Raw genomic sequence first — 20,680 nt, 5'->3', positions numbered from 1 at the left:
CCGTACCCAGCCCGCACCCGAAAATCGGATGCGGGCTTTTCCTCCCCTTGCGGGAGATCATAAAACACAACACCACCACTCACTTGGAACTACAGGAGCAATCAGTGGTCTATCGCGTATATGTGGAGAAGAAGCCGGGCTTTGACGTCGAAGCGCAGCAGCTCGGCACCGAATTGAAGACGATTCTCGGCATCGAGGCGCTTGAAGGCGTGCGCATCGTCAACCGTTACGATGTGGAGGGCATCTCCGCCGAACTGTTCGAGCAGACCGTGCCGGTCGTGTTCAGCGAGCCTCCGGTGGACAACGCCTCGACCGACATGCCGGACTTCGGCGATGCCAAGGTGTTCGCCACGGAGTTCCTGCCCGGCCAGTTCGACCAGCGCGCCGACTCCGCCTCCGAATGCATCCAGCTCATCTCGCAGGGCGAACGCCCCACCGTGCGTTCCGCCAAAGTGTATGCGCTGGCCGGCGCGAACCTGACCGACGAGGATGTGGCCGCCATCAAGCGCTACGTGATCAACCCGGTCGAAGCGCGCGAGGCCGGGCTCGAAACCAAGGAGACGCTGCGCACCGCCGTGCCCACGCCGTCCAAGGTGGAGACCATCGCGGGCTTCCGCGAGATGGACGAGGCCGCAGCCGCCCAGTTCATCGCCTCGCGCGGTCTGGCGATGGATCTGGCCGACCTCAAGTTCTGCCAGCGCTACTTCACCGAACAGCGGCGCGACCCCACGATCACCGAGATCAAGGTGATCGACACCTACTGGTCCGACCACTGCCGCCACACCACCTTCGGCACCGAGCTGACCGACATCGAAATCGACGAACCCGCCGTCAAGGCCGCGTTCGAGAAATATCTGGCCATGCGCCACGAGCTGGGCCGCGACGGCAAACCCGTGTGTCTGATGGATATGGGCACCATCGGCGCCAAATGGCTTAAGAAGCACGGCATTCTGACCAACCTCGACGAATCCGAGGAGATCAACGCCTGCACCGTCAAGGTGAGGGTGGACGTCAACGGCGAGGATGAGGACTGGCTGTTCCTCTTCAAGAACGAAACCCACAACCATCCCACCGAAATCGAACCCTTCGGCGGCGCAGCCACCTGCATCGGCGGCTGCATCCGCGACCCCCTGTCGGGCCGCTCCTACGTGTATCAGGCGATGCGCGTGACCAGCGCCGGCGACCCGACCGTGCCGGTGGGCGAAACCCTTAAGGGCAAGCTCCCCCAGCGCAAGCTCGTCACCACCGCGGCCGCGGGCTACAGCTCCTACGGCAACCAGATCGGTCTGGCGACCGGTCAGGTCGACGAGATCTACCATCCGGGCTATGTGGCCAAGCGTATGGAGGTGGGCGCGGTCGTGGCCGCCACCCCGGCCGACCATGTGCGCCGCGAAACCCCGGCCCCCGGCGACAAGCTCATCCTGCTGGGCGGACGCACCGGCCGCGACGGCATCGGCGGCGCCACCGGCTCGTCCAAGGCGCATAACGTGGAGTCGCTGGAACTCGACGGCGCGGAAGTGCAGAAGGGCAACGCGCCCGTGGAGCGCAAGCTGCAGCGTCTGTTCCGCCGCGGCGACGCCTGCCGTCTGATCAAGCGCTGCAACGACTTCGGCGCGGGCGGCGTGTCCGTGGCATGCGGCGAGATCGCAGATGGCCTGACCATCGACCTGAACACCGTGCCCAAGAAGTACGAGGGTCTGGACGGCACCGAACTGGCGATCTCCGAATCGCAGGAGCGCATGGCCGTGGACGTGGCCGCCGAGGATGTGGACGAGTTCCTCGCCTACGCCCGCGAGGAGAATCTCGAGGCCGTGGTGGTGGGCACCGTCACCGAGGATCCGCGCATGGTGATGACGTGGGACGGCGACGAGATCGTGAACCTCACCCGCGAGTTCCTCGCCTCCAACGGCGCGCCGAAGACGCAGGCCGCGCACGTCGAGGCGCAGGGCACGTATGAGACGCCGTGGACCGACGGCTCGCTGGCCGAGCGCATGAACGCCATGGTCACCGACATCAACGTGGCCTCCAACAAGGGCCTGTCCGAGCGTTTCGATTCCACCATCGGCGCGGGCACCGTGCTTATGCCTTTCGGCGGGCGCAAGCAGCTCACCCCGAATATGGCCATGGTCGCGAAATTGCCGGTGTTCGGCGAAACCACCACCGCCTCGGCCATGGCGTGGGGCTTCAACCCGTACATCATGGAGAGGAACCAGTTCACCGGCGCGTACCTGTCGGTGGTCGAGTCGCTCTCCAAGCTGGTCGCGGCCGGTTTCGAGCATGAGAAGGCGTACCTGAGCTTCCAGGAGTATTTCGAGAAGCTGCGCGACGAGCCGACCCGTTGGGGCAAGCCGATGGCCGCCGTGCTCGGCGCGCTGATGGCGCAGGTCGACCTCGGCGCGGGCGCGATCGGCGGCAAGGATTCCATGTCCGGCTCGTTCGAGGACCTCGACGTGCCGCCGACGCTGGTCTCCTTCGCCGTGGCTGTGGGCAATATGAAGCGCGCCACCTCTCCTGAGTTCAAGGGTGCCGGCCATCGCGTGGTGCGTATCGCGCCACGATACCAGGCCGACGGGCTCACTCCGGACAAGGATGGTCTGCTCGAGGCGTTCTCCGTGGTCGAGGAGCTCACCGACTTCGGCGACGCGCTGGCCGTGTCCACCTGCGGGTATGGCGCCGCGGCCGAGGCGCTGTTCAAGATGACGCTCGGCAACCAGATCGGCGTCGCGCTTGTCACGTCCGTGACCGTGGATGATCTGTTCGCCCCGGCGTACGGTTCGTTCTTCGTAGAGCTGGCCGACGACGCGAAGGTGCCGGCCGCCTCGAATCTCGTCGAGATCGGCGAGGTCGGCGTGACGACCGAGGCCTACGAGTTCGCGGCCGCCGGCGAGACGCTGGACCTGGCCCAAGTGCAGGAGGCGTGGGAGTCCGGCATCGAATCCGTGTTCCCCTACCGTTCGCATGGCGCGGACAAGGACGCCGTGGTGGAGGCCGTCTCGTTCGAGGCGGAGAAGAAAACCGTGTACACGGGGGCGGGCGTGGCCAAGCCTCGCGTGATCATCCCCGTGTTCCCCGGCAACAACTGCGAATACGACACGGCGGCCGCGTTCGAGCGCGCGGGTGCCGAGGCGAGCACGCTGGTGATCAACAACCTCTCCCCTGCTGACGTCGTCGAGTCCACGCATGCGCTGGCCGAGGCGATCCGCTCCAGCCAGATCGTCATGATCCCCGGCGGCTTCTCCGGCGGCGACGAGCCTGACGGCTCCGCGAAGTTCATCACCGCGTTCTTCCGCGCCCCCGAGGTGACCGAGGCCGTGCGTGATCTTCTGCGCAACCGCGACGGTCTGATGCTCGGTATCTGCAACGGCTTCCAGGCGTTGATCAAGCTGGGTCTCGTGCCGTATGGCGACATCGTGCCGATGACCGACGAATGCCCGACGCTGACGTTCAACACCATCGGCCGTCACCAGTCCCGTCTGGTGCGCACCCGCGTGGCGTCGAACCTGTCGCCGTGGCTGGCGAAAACCGCTGTGGGCGATGTGCACACGGTGGCGATTTCCCATGGCGAGGGCCGTTTCGTGGCCTCCGACGATGTGCTTGCCGATCTGAAGGCCAACGGCCAGATCGCCACGCAGTACGTGGACGAGGCGGGCGTGCCCGGCATGGATCTCGACGTGAATCCGAACGGCTCGCTGCTCGCCATCGAGGGCATCACCAGCCCCGACGGCCGCGTGTTCGGCAAGATGGGCCATTCGGAGCGTTCCGGCAACGGCCTGTACGTGAACGTGCCCGGCAACAAGTACCAGCCGCTGTTCGAGGCCGGCGTGGAGTATTTCGCCGCCTGACGCGTCGCGTCAACCACCTATGTCAAGTGTCCGGCATCACCCACGATGCCGGACATTTTCATATCGCGCCGTCACATCGCGGCGTTGCTCATTCGGCACGCCAAGCGCCTCACCTGTCATGCCGTGCGCCACATCTGTCATGCCGAGCGTAGTCGAGGCATCTCAAGTCCGAGATTCTTCGACTCCGGCCTCGCCTCCGCTCAGAATGACGTTGATGTCGAAGAATCCCACCTTTTGATATCATTGTGATATCAAACCTAAGGAGGGGCATTATGACCACATCACTGTTGATTCGCAAGCTTCCCGAAGACGTTAAAGAGACTCTGGCCAAGGCGGCAAAGGCCAACGGCCGTTCCACCGAGGCGCAGGCGCGCTCCGTGCTTGAGGAGTTCGCCGCCTCATGGGTGGCCCACAAGGCTTCGGATTGGGAATTCTTCGAACGCATCCGCACTGAACTACTTGATGGCGGCATCGACGAGGACGAATTCCAACCCATGCCTCGAGACAAGAACGAACAACCAAGACCGGTGGATTTCGAATGAACAACAAATCACGACCTATTCTGGTCGACACGAACGTTATCTCGGAGTTCTACAAGCCAACCCCCAACCCAACGGTGATCGCCTGGTTGAAGCAGAACGATGGGGCCTACATATCATCCATCACCATTATGGAAATGATGTACGGACTATGGCGCATGCCGCAAGGCGCAAGACGTTCCGTCATGGCCGAAACCATTAAAAGAACCATGCGAAACTATGAGAACCGTATTCTGACTTTTGACCGCGACGCCGGCATACGATGCTCCCTTATCCGAGCCGACCTTGATGCGCACGGACACCCCGTTGGCTTGGCCGATGCGCAGATCGCCGCCATCGCCCAAGCCAACGACTGCACCTTGGCCACACGCAACACCAAGGATTTCCAGCACACCGGCGTTCCCCTCGTCAACCCATGGGAGACCGCCGCATAGCCAAACAACTCAATCAGCTTGTCGCGGCAATGGCGAAACCGTCGCCAAAGTTTTCGAAGTATAGTTGGCAAACTCTGGTTCCAACGCGAAGTTTTCCAACTATACTTTGAAAACTTCGCGTACAACCCTTACGTCTGCCGCGCCAAAAGCCGTTATGCTCCGTCGATGAGGTCGGCGGGGGCGTCAGCTTGGGCGACGGCTTCGGCGTTGCGGCGGCCGGCTTCGGCGATGACGTCCTCATAGCCGGCGAGCGCGGCGAAGGGCATGAATTGGGCGGCGCGGTTTTGCCGCGGCATCCGCGGACGGCGCGGCGAAACGTGGTGCGGCAGGTCGATGATGTCGTCGTAGCGGTGGGTTTCCTTCAAGCTCATGCGGCATGGCCTCCTATCTGGCGGTTGCGTTGCAGCCCGGTCGCGCCGGGCTCGAGATTCATGCCTTTGATGACGGAGCCGCGCCCGAATTTGTGCGTGATATCAACGATGGCGCGCTGCACCTCCGCTTCGGCTTCATTGCGCTCGGTCGCGTCATATATCCGACGCGACGAGTCGCTTCCCGCCTGCGCCATACGCCGACTTGACTCCGGCTCCAGACCAAACTTCGATGCGACACCATCGGATACCATACCGCTCACCGCACGACCATATTCGGAATTCACAGCCGTATCATCACTCGCGTCGAAAAGATCCGGCTGTTCGTAGGAACTTGCCGCGGCGGCTTCCGCCTCGGCCCGCGTCGCCAATCCGGCGGCCACCACGGTGACGCGCCGCACCAGCAGCGATGGGTCGACGATGCGGTCGTAGAGCGCCATCATCGCCTCGCGGATGCGCGTGGACGAGGCTGTGTGCTCTCCCAGATCGCACGAGCTGTTCGCCGGTTTGGGCACGCGCCGCCCGTAATGGTCCACGGCGACCGGCCCGCGGTATTCGCTGGCCGGCGCTTTCGGTTTGACCGGCCCGCATTCGGCTTTGGCCGGATCGAGACTGCTGATGTCGTACCCCACCATCAATCCCAGATGACGGGCCAGCAATCCTTTGTCAACCAGATCCAACGAAACAGCATCGGCCATCTCGCGCACGATCAGCCGCGCCGTATCGAAATCCGCCGGCCCCTGCAGCACCTGTCCGGAGCTGATGGAGTGCCCCTCGGGCTTGTATGCCTTGATATCGGCCATCGTGCACGGCTCCCAGCCCCACGCGTGGTCGATCAGCAGCTCCGCGTTCACGCCGAACAGCCGGTACAGCAGATCCTCGTTGTGATAGTCGGAGGCGCGGCCGAGCGAACATCGTGCGATATCGCCCATGGTGTCGAGTCCGTGCGCGGCGAGTTTTTTCGCGTATCCACGCCCAACCCGCCAAAAGTCGGTGATCGGGCGGTGCTCCCACAGCAGCCGCCGGTACGACATCTCGTCGAGTTCGGCCACGCGCACACCCTGCTCGTCGGCCGCCACATGCTTGGCCACGATATCCATGGCGACCTTCGCCAAGTACAGATTCGTGCCGATGCCCGCGGTGGCGGTGATGCCGGTGGTTTCGGCGATGTCGCGCACGATCACGGTGGCCAGCTCATGCGGGGTCATCCCCAATGCGTGTAGATACGGCGTCGCGTCGATGAACACCTCGTCGATCGAATACACATGGATATGTTCGGGCGCCGCGTATTTGAGATACACACCGTAGATACGCGCGCTGTGGTCGAGATAACGCGCCATACGTGGCTTGGCGGCGATGAACTCCACCGCAAGTTCGGGATGTGAGGCCAGTTCGCCGGCATCGGTGGACGAGCCCACAAAGTGACGCCCCGGCGCGCGCAACCGACGCTCCGCGTTGACCTCGCGGATCCTCTGCTCGACCTCGAACAGCCGCGCGCGTCCCGGCAGACCATACTCCTTCAGCGACGGCGAGACGGCCAGACAGATGGTTTTCGATGTGCGCTCCCGATCCGCCACCACCAGATGCGTGGTCAGCGGGTCACGTCCAAGATCCTGGCACTCCACAGAGGCATAGAAGGATTTGAGGTCGACGGCGATATAGACGCGGCCACAGGGCCCTCCCCGCCCGCGCAAAGCCGCTCCGCCTGTGGTGTTCGTCCGCTCCTCCACACTCCCCTCCGATCATCCGCACGACCATCGGTACACCGTCCATACTACCCAACCCATCGAACAAATGTTCGATTTCACATGTCGGGTGTTCGCGCTCCGGCCAACGCCTCCCCGCCTCACGAAAAATCCGTCCCATGCAAAGACCCGCGTCATATGGCGCGGGTCTGGTTCGCGATGCGATATCGCACGTTATGGCAGCGGCATCATCGGTTGCGGCGACGACGCGCCACCAACGCCGCTCCGACGAGGACGCCGAGCGCCACAACGGCACCCGCGACGGCGACCGCGATGACGCCCGCATCGGGGATATCCACGTCGGCGACGTCCGCCGCCGTACCGTCGGAAGCGTCGTCGGAGTCGGACTGGGAGGTCTCCACGGTCTCGAATTCGCAAGTGGCGGAGACCTGAAGCACACCCAACTCGATGTCGGTCGCGGGCCAGTATGCGTACCCGACATAGCTGTCGGGATACAGATCGTCGAAACGTCCGGTTTCCTCCGATTCACGGATGAACCCCAACGTCTCGTCGTAGACGCGATAGACCACGGGGGCCTCGCCGTCCGCCGACTCGGCGGAGAACTCCACCGAGGTTCCCGACACCTCGGCCGTCAGCCAATCCTCGTAATCCGCAGGAGTCCACGTGACCAAGGTGTGCTCGGGGCCGGAGCCGCGGCGCACGACCAGAGTGCGCTCATCGCCGTTCGTCGGAGCTATCCATATGCCATCCTCTCCGATGTCGAACCATTCGTGCGTGGAACAACCGTCACCGGCGCAGATCACCTGCGCATCCTCATTGTCGGTCCATACCCACACCCAGCCGTCTTCGATGTTCACCACGAAGTCGGTCTCCAGCCAACGCGCGGTCAACGTCATCGAATCGGATGCGGTATCGGCATCGAAATCCCACAGACGCCCATCGTCGCCGGCGGACGTCCACCATCCGTCGAACACATAGCCGTCCCGCGTGGGATCGTCCGGGGCCGCGACAAGCCCGCCGGCGGCGACCCTCTGCGATTCGACGGCGGAACCGCCGTCGGCGTCGAAGTCAACCGTCACTTCGGCGGAAGCGGCCGGCTCATCGGCCGAGGCGGCCGGAACGGCCCAACCGGCCAGCGCCGCCAGCATCACGACGGAAAGAACCCATGCCATCGTTTTCATCCACAACCGACCAGCGACACGGCCGCAACAACCGCCACGCGGACCGGACGCGCGCGCGGAATCGTCATATCGTCTCTGTGGGCATACCCCCATAGCAATCACACCTCTCTCAAAGAAAACCCGACCGAAGGATTCGGGCGCGCCCGTTCCCGCAACCATTGTGGACGGACCGCCAGCGACATATCGCCTCCTTTGCGCGAGGATACCATACGGAGCCTGATGTCGCTTGGCGCTATGTCAACGCCGGACCACCCCATCTCCTCACCCCACACCCCCGTCGCACCGCCGCCGACAGCGCCCTCAGACGTGACCCGCACGGCAAAGGCCGTTGTTAGCCCCGATTGGTAAGGTGATGGGGTATCGAACAGGCGGTACTTCTTACAACTTTCACCACACGGAAGGAAGTCGCTGGGCATGTCTGCTGAGCTCGAAGATATCCACGAGGAATGCGGCATTTTCGGCGTCTGGGGGCACCCGGACGCGTCCCGTCTCACCTATTTCGGCCTGCACGCGCTGCAGCACCGCGGCCAGGAGGGCGCGGGCATCGTCTCCAACGACAACGGCACGCTGATCGGCCACCGCGGCCTGGGACTGCTGACCCAGGTGTTCGCCGATGAACGCCAGATCCAGCGTCTCAAAGGCGACAAGGCCATCGGCCATGTGCGCTACGCCACCGCCGGCTCCGGCACCACCGACAACATCCAGCCGTTCATCTTCCGCTTCCATGACGGCGATGTGGCCCTGTGCCACAACGGCAACCTCACCAACTGCCCGTCGCTGCGCCGCAAGCTGGAGGATGAGGGCGCGATCTTCCACTCGAATTCCGACACCGAGGTGCTGATGCATCTCATCCGCCGCTCCGACAAGCCGACCTTCATGGACAAGCTCAAGGAGGCGCTCAACACCGTGCACGGCGGCTTCGCCTACCTGCTGATGACCAACGACGCGATGATCGGCGCGCTCGACCCGAACGGCTTCCGCCCATTGAGCCTGGGCAAGATGAAGAACGGCGCCTACGTGCTCGCCTCCGAGACCTGCGCGCTCGACGTGGTCGGCGCCGAGCTCGTGCGAGACATCCGCCCCGGCGAGATCGTGGTGGTCAACGAGCACGGATACAAGATCGTGCAGTACACGAACGAGACCCAGCTGGCGATCTGCTCGATGGAGTTCATCTACTTCGCCCGCCCCGACTCGAACATCTACGGCGTCAACGTGCATTCCGCCCGCAAGCGCATGGGCGCCCGCCTCGCCGCCGAGTCGCCGGTCGAAGCCGATATGGTGGTCGGCGTGCCGAACTCCTCCCTCTCCGCCGCATCCGGCTATTCGGAGGCGTCCGGCCTGCCCAATGAGATGGGCCTGATCAAGAACCAATATGTGGCCCGCACCTTCATCCAGCCCACGCAGGAGCTGCGCGAGCAGGGCGTGCGCATGAAGCTCTCCGCCGTGCGCGGCGTGGTCAAAGGCAAGCGCGTGATCGTGATCGACGATTCCATCGTGCGCGGCACCACCTCACGCCGCATCGTGCAGCTGCTCAAGGAGGCGGGCGCGGCCGAGGTGCATATGCGCATCAGCTCCCCGCCGCTCAAATACCCCTGCTTCTACGGCATCGACATCTCCACCACCAAGGAGCTGATCGCCAGCAAGCAGAGCGTGGAGGAGATCCGCGACTTCATCGGCGCCGACTCGCTCGCCTTCCTCTCGCTCGACGGACTGGTCGAATCGATCGGTCTGAACGCGGCCGCCCCCTACGGCGGATTGTGCGTCGCCTACTTCAACGGCGACTACCCCACCGCGCTGGACGACTACGAACAGGATTTCCTCGCCTCGATCACCCCGGAGGACCGCGTGCGACTGCCCCGATTCGCGCTCGACGACAGCGAGTACGAAGGCAACGAATACTCCTGCCAGAAGGGTCTCAAGCCCGGCGAATGGCAGCCGAAACTCTAACCGACATCACATCCGTCCAAATCCATATGAAGAAGCACCAAGAAAGGTCCGCCAATGCCCAAAGCATATGAGAACGCTGGAGTCAGCGTCGAAGCCGGTTACGAAGTCGTCAAACGAATCAAGTCGCATGTGGCCCGCACCGACCGCCCGGGCGTGGTGGGCGGCATCGGCGGCTTCGGCGGCCTGTTCGACCTCGCCTCGCTCGGCTATAAGGAGCCGGTGCTGATCTCCGGCACCGACGGCGTGGGCACCAAACTGATGGTGGCCAAGATGGCGGGCAAGCACGACACCATCGGCATCGACTGCGTGGCCATGTGCGTCAACGACATCGCCGCGCAGGGCGCGGAACCGCTGTTCTTCCTCGATTACATCGCCTGCGGCAAGAACGATCCGGCGCTGCTGGAGCAGGTGGTGGCCGGTGTGGCCGACGGCTGCGTTCAGGCCGGCTCCGGTCTGATCGGCGGCGAGACCGCCGAAATGCCGGGCATGTACGACGAGGACGAATACGATCTGGCCGGCTTCGCGGTCGGCGTGGCCGAGAAATCCGCCATCGTGGACGGATCGGCCATCGCCCAGGGCGATGTGCTGATCGGGCTGCCCTCATCCGGCGTGCATTCCAACGGATTCTCCTTGGTGCGCAAGGCCCTGTTCGAGCAGGCCGGCTACACCGTGGACACCGAGCTGGAGGCGCTTGGCGGCGCCAAGCTCGGCGACGTGCTGCTCACCCCCACCACGATCTATGTCAAGGCGTTGAAGCCCCTGTTCGCCGCGGGTGTGGTCAAGGGCGTCGCGCATATCACCGGCGGCGGTTTCATCGAGAACATCCCGCGTATGATCCCCGATGGTCTCACCGCGCGCATCCAGCTCGGCTCGTGGCCCGTGCTGCCGATTTTCGACGTGCTGGAACAGGCCGGCGAAATCGACCATATGGAGATGTTCAATATCTTCAATATGGGTGTGGGCATGGTGCTGGCCGTGGACGCGGCCCGCGCCGACGAGACGCTCGCCCTGCTTGAGGCCAACGGCGAGGCGGCCTATAGGATCGGCGAGATCGTCGCCAAAGCCAACGACGACGTGGAACTCGTCTGATATCCCCTGAAAGGAAACACAGCTATGAAGGTTCTGGTCATTGGTTCCGGCGCGCGTGAGCACGCCATCGCCCACACGCTGCTGCGCGGCGGATCCGTCGACGAGGTGACCGTCGCCCCCGGCAATCCGGGCATGGAACTCGACGGCATCAACACCACCTCGCTGAGCGCCTCCAACCATGCGGCGCTGATCGACTTCGTACAGAAGAACGATTACGACTGGGTGTTCGTCGGCCCTGAGGTGCCGCTGATCGAGGGCATCGTCGACGCGTTCGCCGAAGCCGGCATCAGGGCGTTCGGTCCGAGCAAGGCCGCCGCCCAGATCGAAGGGTCGAAGGACTTCGCCAAAAAGCTGATGGCCCGGCACAACATTCCGACCGCGCAGTACCGCACCTTCGACGAGTTGGAGCCCGCCAAGCGCTACGTGGCCGAGCAGGGCGCGCCGATCGTGATCAAGGCCGACGGTCTGGCCGCCGGCAAGGGCGTGACCGTGGCCATGGATATCGACACCGCGAACGCCGCGTTGGAGGATATCTTCGTGGACCACCGCTTCGGCGCCGCTGGGGCGAAGGTGGTGATCGAGGAGTTCCTGGAGGGTCAGGAATTCTCGCTGATGAGCTTTGTGAACGGCACCGACTTCTGGCCCATGCCGATCTCGCAGGACCACAAGCGCGCCTACGACAATGACGAGGGCCCGAACACGGGCGGCATGGGCGCGTACAGCCCGGTGCCGCAGATCGGACAGGATGTGGTCGACGCGGCAATCGAGACCATCGTGCGCCCCACCGTCCAGGCCATGGCCGACGAGGGCACGCCGTTCACCGGCATCCTCTACGCCGGTCTGATCGCCACCGCCGACGGCCCGAAGGTGATCGAGTTCAACGCCCGCTTCGGCGACCCCGAAACCGAGGTCGTGCTGCCGAAGCTCACCTCAGATCTGGGCGCGGGCATCTGGACGCTGCTCAACGGAGGCACCCCCGAATTCACGTGGGACGACCAGCGTGCGACGTTGGGCGTGGTGCTCGCCGCCGAGGGCTATCCGGTGAATGTGGTCAAGGGCGCGTCCATCCCCGAAATCGCCGTGGACGAGGATTCCCACGTGTACTACGCGGGCGTGGCCAACAGTCCGGACGGCCTGGTCGCCTCTTCCGGCCGCGTGCTGCTGGTGGAGACCACCGCCGACGACATCAAGGCGGCGCAGGACAAGGTCTACGCGATCATCGATCCGCTGGTCACCGACGGCATGTTCTACCGCCACGACATCGGAGCCAAAGCGCTGAGCGCCTGACGTCCTGCCTACTGGCCTATCCCCCGTTGTCCGCAAGCGTGCGCGTGCGGACAACGGGGGATTTTCGATGCCGACGGTTTTCTCTCCCCTCACTCCCCCATCCTCGCCATGCGTCGCAGTCACGATGGTCGTGACGGCCGCAGCGGTTGGTTCCCAAGTATGGTCCGAACGCGTCGGCGGAGAGGACCGGCCGCTAGCTGAGCTTGGCGACGATGCGGATCAACGCCTGACGCAGCGTGGTGAACGGCGGATAGACCACCTGCAGGGTGTCGGGGAACTGCGGCTTGTCGACCACGGTTTTGACGTGGCTGAACACCTTGAATCCCTCCTTGCCGTGATAGGCGCCTATGCCGGAGCCGCCCACGCCGCCGAAGGGCAGACGACTGGAGATGAGATGGCCGAGCGGAATCGCGTATCCCAACGCGCCCGAGCTGGTGTCGCGTTCGAACCGCTTCCGCGTCTCGGCGTCACGGGAGAACACGTAGGCCGCCAGAGGACGGCTGCGCTCGTTGATGAAATCGATGGCGGCGTCGGCGTCGCGCACCACAAGAATCGGCAGAATCGGACCGAAGATCTCCTCACGCATCACCGGCGCGTCGGGCGAGGTGCCGAACAGCACCGTGGGCGCGATATACCGGTCGGCGCGGTCGGTCTGGCCTCCGCAGACCAGTCGTCCGCCATCCGCCAGCAGTCCGGTCAGACGGTCGAAGTGACGCTCGTTGACGATGCGCGCGAAATCGGAGGATTGGCGCGGGTCGTCGCCGTAGAACTCCGTGACGGCGAGGGCGATGCGGTCGGCGAGCATCTGGGCGATGTCCGGCGTGGCCAGCACATAGTCCGGGGCCACGCAGGTCTGCCCCGCATTGGTGAACTTGCCCCAGGCGATGCGGCGCGCGGCGGTGTTGAGATTCACCGTATGGTCCACGAAACACGGCGACTTGCCGCCCAACTCCAGTGTGACCGGCGTCAGATGCTTCGCCGCGGCCTCCATGACGATCCTGCCGACGCGGCCGCCGCCGGTGTAGAAGATATGGTCGAAGGGCTTCTCCAGCAGCGCGGTCGTCTCCTCCGGACTGCCCTCCACCACGGCGAAGGCGTCGGGATCGAGATAGCGGGCGACCAGCTCCGCCAACAGATGCGAGATGGTGGGTGAGAGTTCCGAAGGCTTGAGGCATACGGCGTTGCCGGCCGCGATCGCGTCGACCATCGGCTCCAGGCTCAGCAGCACCGGATAGTTCCACGGGGAGATGACCAGCGCCACGCCTTTCGGTTCGGCGAGCGTCCAACCGAACGCCGGCTGCAGCAGCCAATGTATGGGCTTGGGATGGCGGGAGGACCACATGCCCATGCGGCGGCGCACGAAACGCGCCTCATCCATCACCAGATCGATCTCCATCAGCAGCGTTTCGGACGCCGGTTTGCCGAGGTCGGCACGCACCGCCTCGATGATCGCCTGCTTGTTCTCGGCGAGCATGCGGCGCATCGCGTCGAGCTGGGACCGCCGCCACGACAACGGCTTGGTGCGGCCGGACCGGAACGTGCGCTGGAGACGGGAGAAGATGTCGCTGGTCATGATGCTCCTTTGCTGGCTGGCCGATTGCGCGTTCTAACGACGGCCGGTGAAGTGGTCCATACCTTCGTTGAGTCCGAAGAACCCGTAGATCGGATCAGCGATTTTCGGCGGCAGCGCGGCCACCACGCCGGCCACGGCGGCGAACGGCGGCATGATGAGGCGTTCGCGTCCCTTGGCCACGGCCTCGACGATGCGGTCGGACACCGCCTGTTCCTTGAGGATCGGCAGCAGCAGCGGGAATTTGGTGGTCACGCCGTCGAACATGCCGGTGTCGATGTAATACGGGCAGACGGTAAGCGTTTTGATATGCGAACCGGCCTTTTTCAGTTCGCTGCGCAGCGAGTTGGTGAAGCCGACCGCGGCGAACTTGCTGGCCGCGTAGTCGGTCTGCTTCGCCACCGCGACGATGCCGGCGGCGGAGGCCACGGTGACGACCGCGGCGCGGCGGTGGCGTTTGAGCTCGGGAAGGAAGGCCTTGGTCGTCCAGAACAGGCTCAGCGTGTTGACCTCGAAGGTGCGTCGGACCTGCGCTTCGGAAAGCTCCTCGAACGGCGCGCCGGACACGATGCCGGCGTTGTTGATCAGCACGTTCACCTTGCCGAGCGTGTCGATGGTCGCGGCGGCGGCGCGACGCACGGCCGCCGAATCGGTGACGTCCACGGCGAACGCCGCGGCGCGCGGCCACGCGCCCGTTTTCGGCCCGAGCGCCGACGCGCGCTCCTCCGCCAAGCGCACGGTCTCCTCAGCCGCGGCGGCGTTGATGTCCCACACCGCGACGCGACCGCCCTCCTGAACGATTTTCAGCGCCATCAGACGGCCGATGCCTGAACCGGCCCCGGTGACCACCACACTTGCGCCTTCGTAATACTGATGCGTGGACATGGAACGCTCCTTTCGCCGTGCGTTCCAGTGTAATGCCGCCACACGAGAATATTGACGGGTGTGTTTGCTTCGTCAACCATATCGGCGCGCAGCGTACGATACGGAACGCACGCGACGCATATGGCGGGACCCGCGAACCATTCGGCCGCGGGTCCCGCCATGTCCGCGCGATCGCGCCGCGCTATCTGGGCAGCGTCATGAAATCGGTGTCCTCCAGATAGCCCGCGCCGGCGGTGATGTCGTATTGGATGAGTCGGTAGTCCTCCAGCAGCTGCTGCGTCTCCTCGTCGAAGTCGCTTTCCGCCATCGGATTGCCGTCGGCGTCCAGATAGATGTTCTGGCCTTCGGGAATGCGGTCCCAGCCTTGAATGCTGTTGACCACCGGCGGCTCCATCGCGGAGATCTTCTCGTGCATCAACGTCAGGAACGCCAGATACGGCGAGACCTTCGCATCCATGTGTTCGGCGGCCTGAGCCACGAAGTAGTTCGGCGACGAGTACTCGTCGTTGTCGATGTCGTTGCCTTGGGTGCCGGACGCCTTGTTCGACCAGATGAAGTAGTCGGTCAGATGCAGGGCGAGCGAATTGTTCTCGTCCTCGCTGGCCGTGGAGTAGATGCCCGGCAGGTGGTCGCCGTAGAACACGACCGTCACCGGCTTGTCGAGCTCGTCGAGCTGGTCGAGGAACTCCTGCGTGGCCTCGTCGGTGATCGACGCGCCCTTCTGGTACGTCTCGATGGACTCCTGCTCGTCCTCGTCCAACGGCTGGGAGGGGTCGGTGGATTCGGCCGTGAAGTCGTTGTCCGCATACCAATCGTGGTAGGGCATGTGGTTCTGCATGGTGATGATCTGGATGAACTGGTCGCCGTCGTTCTCGGCGATCTTCTCCAGCGCGCTTTTGTAGGTCGCCTCGTCGGAGACGTACGGCGAATCGTCGATCGTGTCCTGATACTTGATCTGGTCGTCGCCGGTCAACGTGTAGAAATGCGAGAAGCCGAACTTCTCATAGTTCGTGGCGCGCGAGTACATGGACGACTCGTATGGATGGAAGCCCAACGAATTGGCGGGCGCGCCCCACATCTGGTTGATGGTCGGAGTCCAATGCTGGGTCGGCACGAGCTGCTGGTACGGGCTGGTCAGCGACGAGTCGAAATTCGCCATCGACAGACCGGTCAGTCCCATGTATTCGAGGTTCGCGGTGCCGCCGCCATAGCCGGACGAAAGCATCAGGCCGGAGGTGGTGTTCGCCTTGATTTCGCGGATGTTCGGCATCGAGTCCTTGTTCACCTTCAGTCCGGGCACGCGCTCGGGGTCGGAGAAGGATTCGGAGAGGATGTAGACCACGGTGCTGTCGGTCATATTCGCGGAGCGGGTCTCGTTGATCTCCTCGGCGGCCTGCGTGTAGCGCGCGAGCACCTCCTGCATGGTCTCCTCGGAGTATTCCTCCGGTTCCTCCATCACCTTGGGGTTGAGCTGGCGGACGAAGGCGACCAGCGGGCCGTTGCGCTGCGCGTCGTAGACGGAATCCCACATCGAGGGCTTGTCGCCCATCGCCGAGGAGAAGTTCTTGGCCCACGAGCCGACCGTGCTCACCTGCATGGCGTACAAACCGAAGAACAGACCCGGCACGAGGATGAGCAGCAGACGGGCGACGGCGTTGAACGAGCGGCTTTTCGCATCCGACCCGCGGAACAGACGGCCGTGACGTCCGTCGATGCGGTTGAGCGCGACGCACATCGCCACGAAGACCGCGAACACGCCGATCGCGATGAGGACGGTCACATGCGCGCCGGAGGGCATGAAGCTCATGAGATTGCCGGTGTTGGACCCGAGGAAGCTCAGGTCGGAGGGCAGGATCGCCTCGTAACGAATCGAGATCTTGAAATACTCGATAACCGCGACGATGATCGCCAACGCGAGGAACACCGGGGTCGCGATCCAGAAGCGGTTGAAGAGCATCAGCAGGATGAGGTAGATGACGCCGGCCAGGATGAGGTTGAGCACGGCCACGAAGTTGAGGTCGGTCCACATCTTGGTCACGAAGCCCCAGCCGGTGACGTTCATGTTGTTCGACAGTTGGACGCGCGCCGAGGTCTGGCTCACGCCGATCTCCAGCGCGGCCACGCCGACGGCGTCGAACACGAGGAACAGCACGGCGTACAGCCATCCGGGGAAGGGCTTGCGCGCGGTTTCGCCACGGTCGGACCGGTCGCGTCCGGCACGGCCTTTGCCGAATCTCCCGAACACACCCGACTTTCGGGGGCGTGATCCATCGCCGGCGTCGCCGGCACGGACGATGGTCAGCTCCTCGATATCGTCCGGCTGTTGCGTCTGTTCGGAGGTGTTCTCGTTGTTCATGGCCTGCACTTCACGGCTCGCGTTTCGTTGGTTGGTTCGTTCGTTCTGTTCAGACATACAAATCTTCATTCTCGCCGCCATCACTGACAAACGCAATGAGAATCCGTGTATCGTCACGCTTCCCTGACGATTGCCAGCCTATCCGCACGATATGCTCGACGCTTCCCTGACTTTCCCTGAACGTTCCCTGTCTTTCCCCTTACCGTCGCCTCAGGCGCAGCGCCGCCGCCGTCACGGCGCATAGTCCCGCCATCAATGCGATGACGGCCGGCCACCACACGGAGACGCCGCTGCTGGCCAGGGCGCGGCCCTCGTCCTGGCTCGCGTCGTCTTGTCCGCCATTCTCATCGTCCTGTCCGCCATTCCCATCGTCAGAGGAACCGCCGGCACCGTCGTCCGGGGTTTCGGGCTCCGGTTCCGGATCGGGGTCGGGTGTTGGATCCGGATCGGGAGCGGGATCCGGATCGGGAGCGGGATCCGGGTCGGGTGTTGGATCCGGATCGGGATCCTCCCCGGCCTCCACAGTGACGTCCAGCCGAACCGCGGTGGCATTGCCGTCGCTGTCGGTCACCGCGTAGGTGACGGTATGCTCACCGACCTCGCCGATATCGTGCGGCACATCCGCCATCACCCGACCGGAGATATCTCCATCCTCCACATCGGTGGCGGAGGCCAGATACTCGCTCGGATCGAACGCGTCGCCTTCGCTGACGGTCACTTCGGCGTCCGTCAGCTGAATCACCGGCTTGGAACCGTGCAGTACCATATCCATGAACTGCGCGTACTCATCCCGCTCGCTTTCGGGCAGTAAGGCGTACCATAAGGCGACGCTGGCTCGGCGACCGACGTCGTACCGGCGATTGGCCAGTCGGGACTCGTCCCAGTCATCGCGTGCCTCATCCAGCCGACGCTTCGCCATGTCGCCGATCATCGCGTCGCGCTCGGCGTCATCCATGCCGGCGCGAACGAGTCCGGCCGCCGTCACCTCATAGGTCTCCTCCATGGCCGTCATACGGTTGGCGGTCTGTTCGGCGCCGTTCTCATCGGTGAATTGGGTGCGGTCGTTACGGTTCCACAAATGCCAACGGACAACGATTCTGTCGCCGATGGCGAGCGGCACGTTCGGATTGTCGTCACCACCGCTGATATCGGAGAAATGCGCCGTGCCGCCGGGCAGCACCCATTGCGCGACTTTGCCCGCCGTGGTGGTTTTGACGGTGCCCGCATCGTCGGTGACGGTGACGGCCGCGCAGTCGCCCGCGCCCGTGTAGCCGCCGCATCCGGTGTTGCTCTGTCCCAACGTGACCTTCAGCACATGGTCGTCGACATCCAATGTCGCTTGGAAGGCGAGCGTGCCATACCACTGGCCGAGCAGACGGAATCCGCCGCCGGTCAGCAGGCCGTCGGACCGGTAGCGCGCGGTCGCCCGCGTGGTCGCTCCCGGAAGAACCGTGATATCGGAGAGAATCGGCTGCGAATATCCGTCGGCCAGCGGAGCCTGCAGCTGGTAGGAGCCGGTCGGCAGCGTTCCGCTCGCCTTGCCGTCCGCGATCGGCAGCACGGCGACGGTCGTTCCGTTGTTGACGACGTGGATGTTGCGTCCGTCCAAATCGGCGCCGGAGACGGAGACTTCCACGGTGCCGGAGGGATTCGCGCCCGCCTCATGCAAACTTTGCGCAAGCAGACTGGTTTTGACGACCTGGAACCGGTATGTCGTGCCCAACGAGGCCATCACCGCGGACTCCAAATCCGGATCCGCGCTGACGCCGAACTCGTCGACGCCGATCGCGTCCGCGAGAATCACCATCCGATCGAGATCGGGACGCTCCTGCAACTGGCGTCGGGTGTCGGACGGGATCTCGACGCCCCACGCGTCGAGGAACGGCGCGAAATCCACACCATAGTTGTCCGCAAGCGCCAACAGCCACGCGGATTCGTTGGTGATCGATCCGCCGGCGTTCAGGTAGGCGCGATACCAGTGGTTGACCACGCCGAGCGGTTCGCGGCCGTTGGCGTCTTTGGCGGACTGGTCTCGGTAAGCCGACTGGCCCACGGCGTCCAGCATGCTGACGTAGGCATTGAGCAGCGGATGGTTCCATTCGAAGTTTGGCGAGTCCGGCGTCAGCCGGTAGTCGCGGTTCACTGAGAGCTCCCCGCTTTGCCGGTCCCACCAGTAGTCCCAGCCGACGGCTTTCACATCAAGGATGTCGGTATTGTGCTGAACATAGTAGGCCAGCACGTTGTTGCTCGTCTCGCCGCCGTCGAAGCTGCCGCTGTTGCGCCCCAGCGTTCCTTGGTAGCCGTGCGCGATCTCATGCAGCAGTCCCCATCCTTTATCGAAGAGGGACCATACGTATTCCGCGTTCACGCCGACGTGGTCGCCGCTGTAGTAGGCGCCGCCGGCTCCGTGGATGTTGGCGCGGAAGAACTCCTTGCTGCGCACCTGCTGGTCGAGGGGGTCGATGGCGCGGGCGTCGAGACCGATGAGCTCGTCGTCCCGCTGGATGATGTCGTCGAAGTAGGTAAGCGCTTTGTCAAGCGTCGGGAAGAGACGGAACAGATTGGCTTTGTCGATGTCGTTGCGCATCAGCGTCATCGACCGGCCGCTTTCGACCAGCGCGTACGGGTCGCCGTCTTCGGCGTAGGCCTCGTCCCATCGGGAGAAGAATTCGCCTTGGTCGTCGCCCAGATAGTAGTAGGGGGTCAGGCGGGCATCGTCGCCGTAGGTGAAGCGCACGGTGATGTCTTTGTCGGTGGAGCCTTCGCCGCGCGAGTTCATGGGCGTGTATACGGTCAGCGGGGACGCGCCGGCGGTCGAGCCGGTCAGGGTGGCGCTCCGCCCCGGTTTCACGGTGACGGTTTCGCCGTCGGTGTGCGTGTCGTTCGTCGGCCAGGTGAATTTGACGTCGGTGTCGCCGGTGAGGACCTCCACCTCGACGCTGCCTCCCGCGGGCACGCTCAGTCCGACGGTCTGGCGGTCGTGGGCGTCCATACGCAGGATGCCCTGCAGCTGTGTGTTCCAGGCGCTTGCGTTGTTGTAGACCTTGCGCACGATGGAACGGCGCTCGGTCGAATCGGCGGGCAACACACGCACCGTGGTCGTCATGCTTGCGGTGTTGCCGTCCGAATCCGTCGCGGACGAGGTCAGCGTGTACGTGTTGCCGGCCGCCTCCGCGTCCACCGCGCCGTCAGTGAGGGGAATCTCATCGCCCGTGGTTTCGACGGCGCGCGTCAGGTCGCCGTCCTCGATGTCCTTGGCGTATACGCGGTAGGCGGCCTCGTTCGGCGCGTACGGGTCGCCCACCTTCAATGTCATTTCCTTGGTGCCGTAGAGGACGGGCGCCTGCCGCTCATCCCACTGTTGGATGTCGGCCGCGGCGGCCGCGGGAACGTACGTGGAAGCCAGTATCGCCGCTGTTGCGAGTGCGGCAATGACTTTCGCGCGCATGCAGTCTCCTTGTGTTCGTCATATGGGC

Annotated in this window: 13 protein-coding genes; 6 read left to right on the top strand and 7 right to left on the bottom strand. The window is 64.1% G+C overall.

The genetic code is table 11. From position 1 onward, the window contains the following. Positions 1–104: 104 nt before the first annotated feature. From BL8807_RS07340 to BL8807_RS07330, 3 genes are all read left to right on the top strand, one after another. A complete protein-coding gene (locus BL8807_RS07340; RefSeq protein ID WP_072726531.1) occupies positions 105–3,842 on the top strand; it encodes a phosphoribosylformylglycinamidine synthase in 3,738 nt (1,245 codons plus the stop codon). A gap of 272 nt (positions 3,843–4,114) precedes the next feature. Then, positions 4,115–4,384: a FitA-like ribbon-helix-helix domain-containing protein gene (locus BL8807_RS07335; RefSeq protein WP_083570260.1), complete on the top strand. Its 270-nt coding sequence runs from the start codon at positions 4,115–4,117 to the stop codon at positions 4,382–4,384. After that, positions 4,381–4,815 (top strand): type II toxin-antitoxin system VapC family toxin, encoded by a 435-nt coding sequence (locus tag BL8807_RS07330; RefSeq protein ID WP_072726533.1) that lies wholly within the window; start codon positions 4,381–4,383, stop codon positions 4,813–4,815. The genes BL8807_RS07335 and BL8807_RS07330 overlap by 4 nt, the downstream gene beginning before the upstream one ends. Positions 4,816–4,967: 152 nt before the next feature. Here the strand turns inward: BL8807_RS07330 and BL8807_RS07325 are convergent, their stop codons facing one another. From BL8807_RS07325 to BL8807_RS07315, 3 genes are all read right to left on the bottom strand, one after another. After that, positions 4,968–5,186: a hypothetical protein gene (locus tag BL8807_RS07325; protein ID WP_072726535.1), complete on the bottom strand. Its 219-nt coding sequence runs from the start codon at positions 5,184–5,186 to the stop codon at positions 4,968–4,970. Next, positions 5,183–6,877, bottom strand: coding sequence for a Y-family DNA polymerase (locus BL8807_RS07320; protein ID WP_072726537.1), 1,695 nt, complete (start codon positions 6,875–6,877; stop codon positions 5,183–5,185). The genes BL8807_RS07325 and BL8807_RS07320 overlap by 4 nt, the downstream gene beginning before the upstream one ends. Before the next feature lie 239 nt (positions 6,878–7,116). After that, positions 7,117–8,061, bottom strand: coding sequence for an InlB B-repeat-containing protein (locus tag BL8807_RS07315; RefSeq protein ID WP_072726539.1), 945 nt, complete (start codon positions 8,059–8,061; stop codon positions 7,117–7,119). Between the two features lie 423 nt (positions 8,062–8,484). Between BL8807_RS07315 and purF the strand changes: the two genes are divergently transcribed. From purF to purD, 3 genes are read left to right on the top strand one after another with little or no spacing between them, the layout of a single operon-like run. Next, complete coding sequence (purF, locus tag BL8807_RS07310) at positions 8,485–10,017, top strand: amidophosphoribosyltransferase (protein WP_072726541.1); 1,533 nt, start codon at positions 8,485–8,487, stop codon at positions 10,015–10,017. A gap of 54 nt (positions 10,018–10,071) precedes the next feature. Next, positions 10,072–11,106, top strand: a complete 1,035-nt coding sequence (gene purM / locus BL8807_RS07305; RefSeq protein WP_072726543.1) for a phosphoribosylformylglycinamidine cyclo-ligase — start codon at positions 10,072–10,074, stop codon at positions 11,104–11,106. 24 nt (positions 11,107–11,130) lie between these two features. Then, positions 11,131–12,393, top strand: coding sequence for a phosphoribosylamine--glycine ligase (gene purD, locus BL8807_RS07300; protein ID WP_072726544.1), 1,263 nt, complete (start codon positions 11,131–11,133; stop codon positions 12,391–12,393). A gap of 193 nt (positions 12,394–12,586) precedes the next feature. Here the strand turns inward: purD and BL8807_RS07295 are convergent, their stop codons facing one another. From BL8807_RS07295 to BL8807_RS07280, 4 genes are all read right to left on the bottom strand, one after another. Continuing rightward, positions 12,587–13,966 carry an aldehyde dehydrogenase family protein gene (locus tag BL8807_RS07295; protein WP_072726546.1) on the bottom strand — a complete coding sequence of 460 codons (1,380 nt, stop codon included), beginning with the start codon at positions 13,964–13,966 and terminating at the stop codon, positions 12,587–12,589. A 33-nt stretch (positions 13,967–13,999) separates the two neighbouring features. Continuing rightward, positions 14,000–14,848: an SDR family NAD(P)-dependent oxidoreductase gene (locus BL8807_RS07290; RefSeq protein WP_072726548.1), complete on the bottom strand. Its 849-nt coding sequence runs from the start codon at positions 14,846–14,848 to the stop codon at positions 14,000–14,002. Between the two features lie 181 nt (positions 14,849–15,029). Next, the gene (locus BL8807_RS07285; protein ID WP_226847302.1) at positions 15,030–17,261 is read right to left on the bottom strand and encodes an LTA synthase family protein; all 2,232 of its coding nucleotides are present in this window, start codon (positions 17,259–17,261) and stop codon (positions 15,030–15,032) included. A 142-nt stretch (positions 17,262–17,403) separates the two neighbouring features. Next, positions 17,404–20,652, bottom strand: a complete 3,249-nt coding sequence (locus BL8807_RS07280; protein WP_072726550.1) for an immunoglobulin-like domain-containing protein — start codon at positions 20,650–20,652, stop codon at positions 17,404–17,406. Between the last annotated feature and the right edge of the window lie 28 nt (positions 20,653–20,680).

This window comes from Bifidobacterium lemurum (assembly GCF_014898175.1).
GTDB lineage: Bacteria > Actinomycetota > Actinomycetes > Actinomycetales > Bifidobacteriaceae > Bifidobacterium > Bifidobacterium lemurum.
This window is presented reverse-complemented; position numbering and strand designations above follow the sequence as displayed.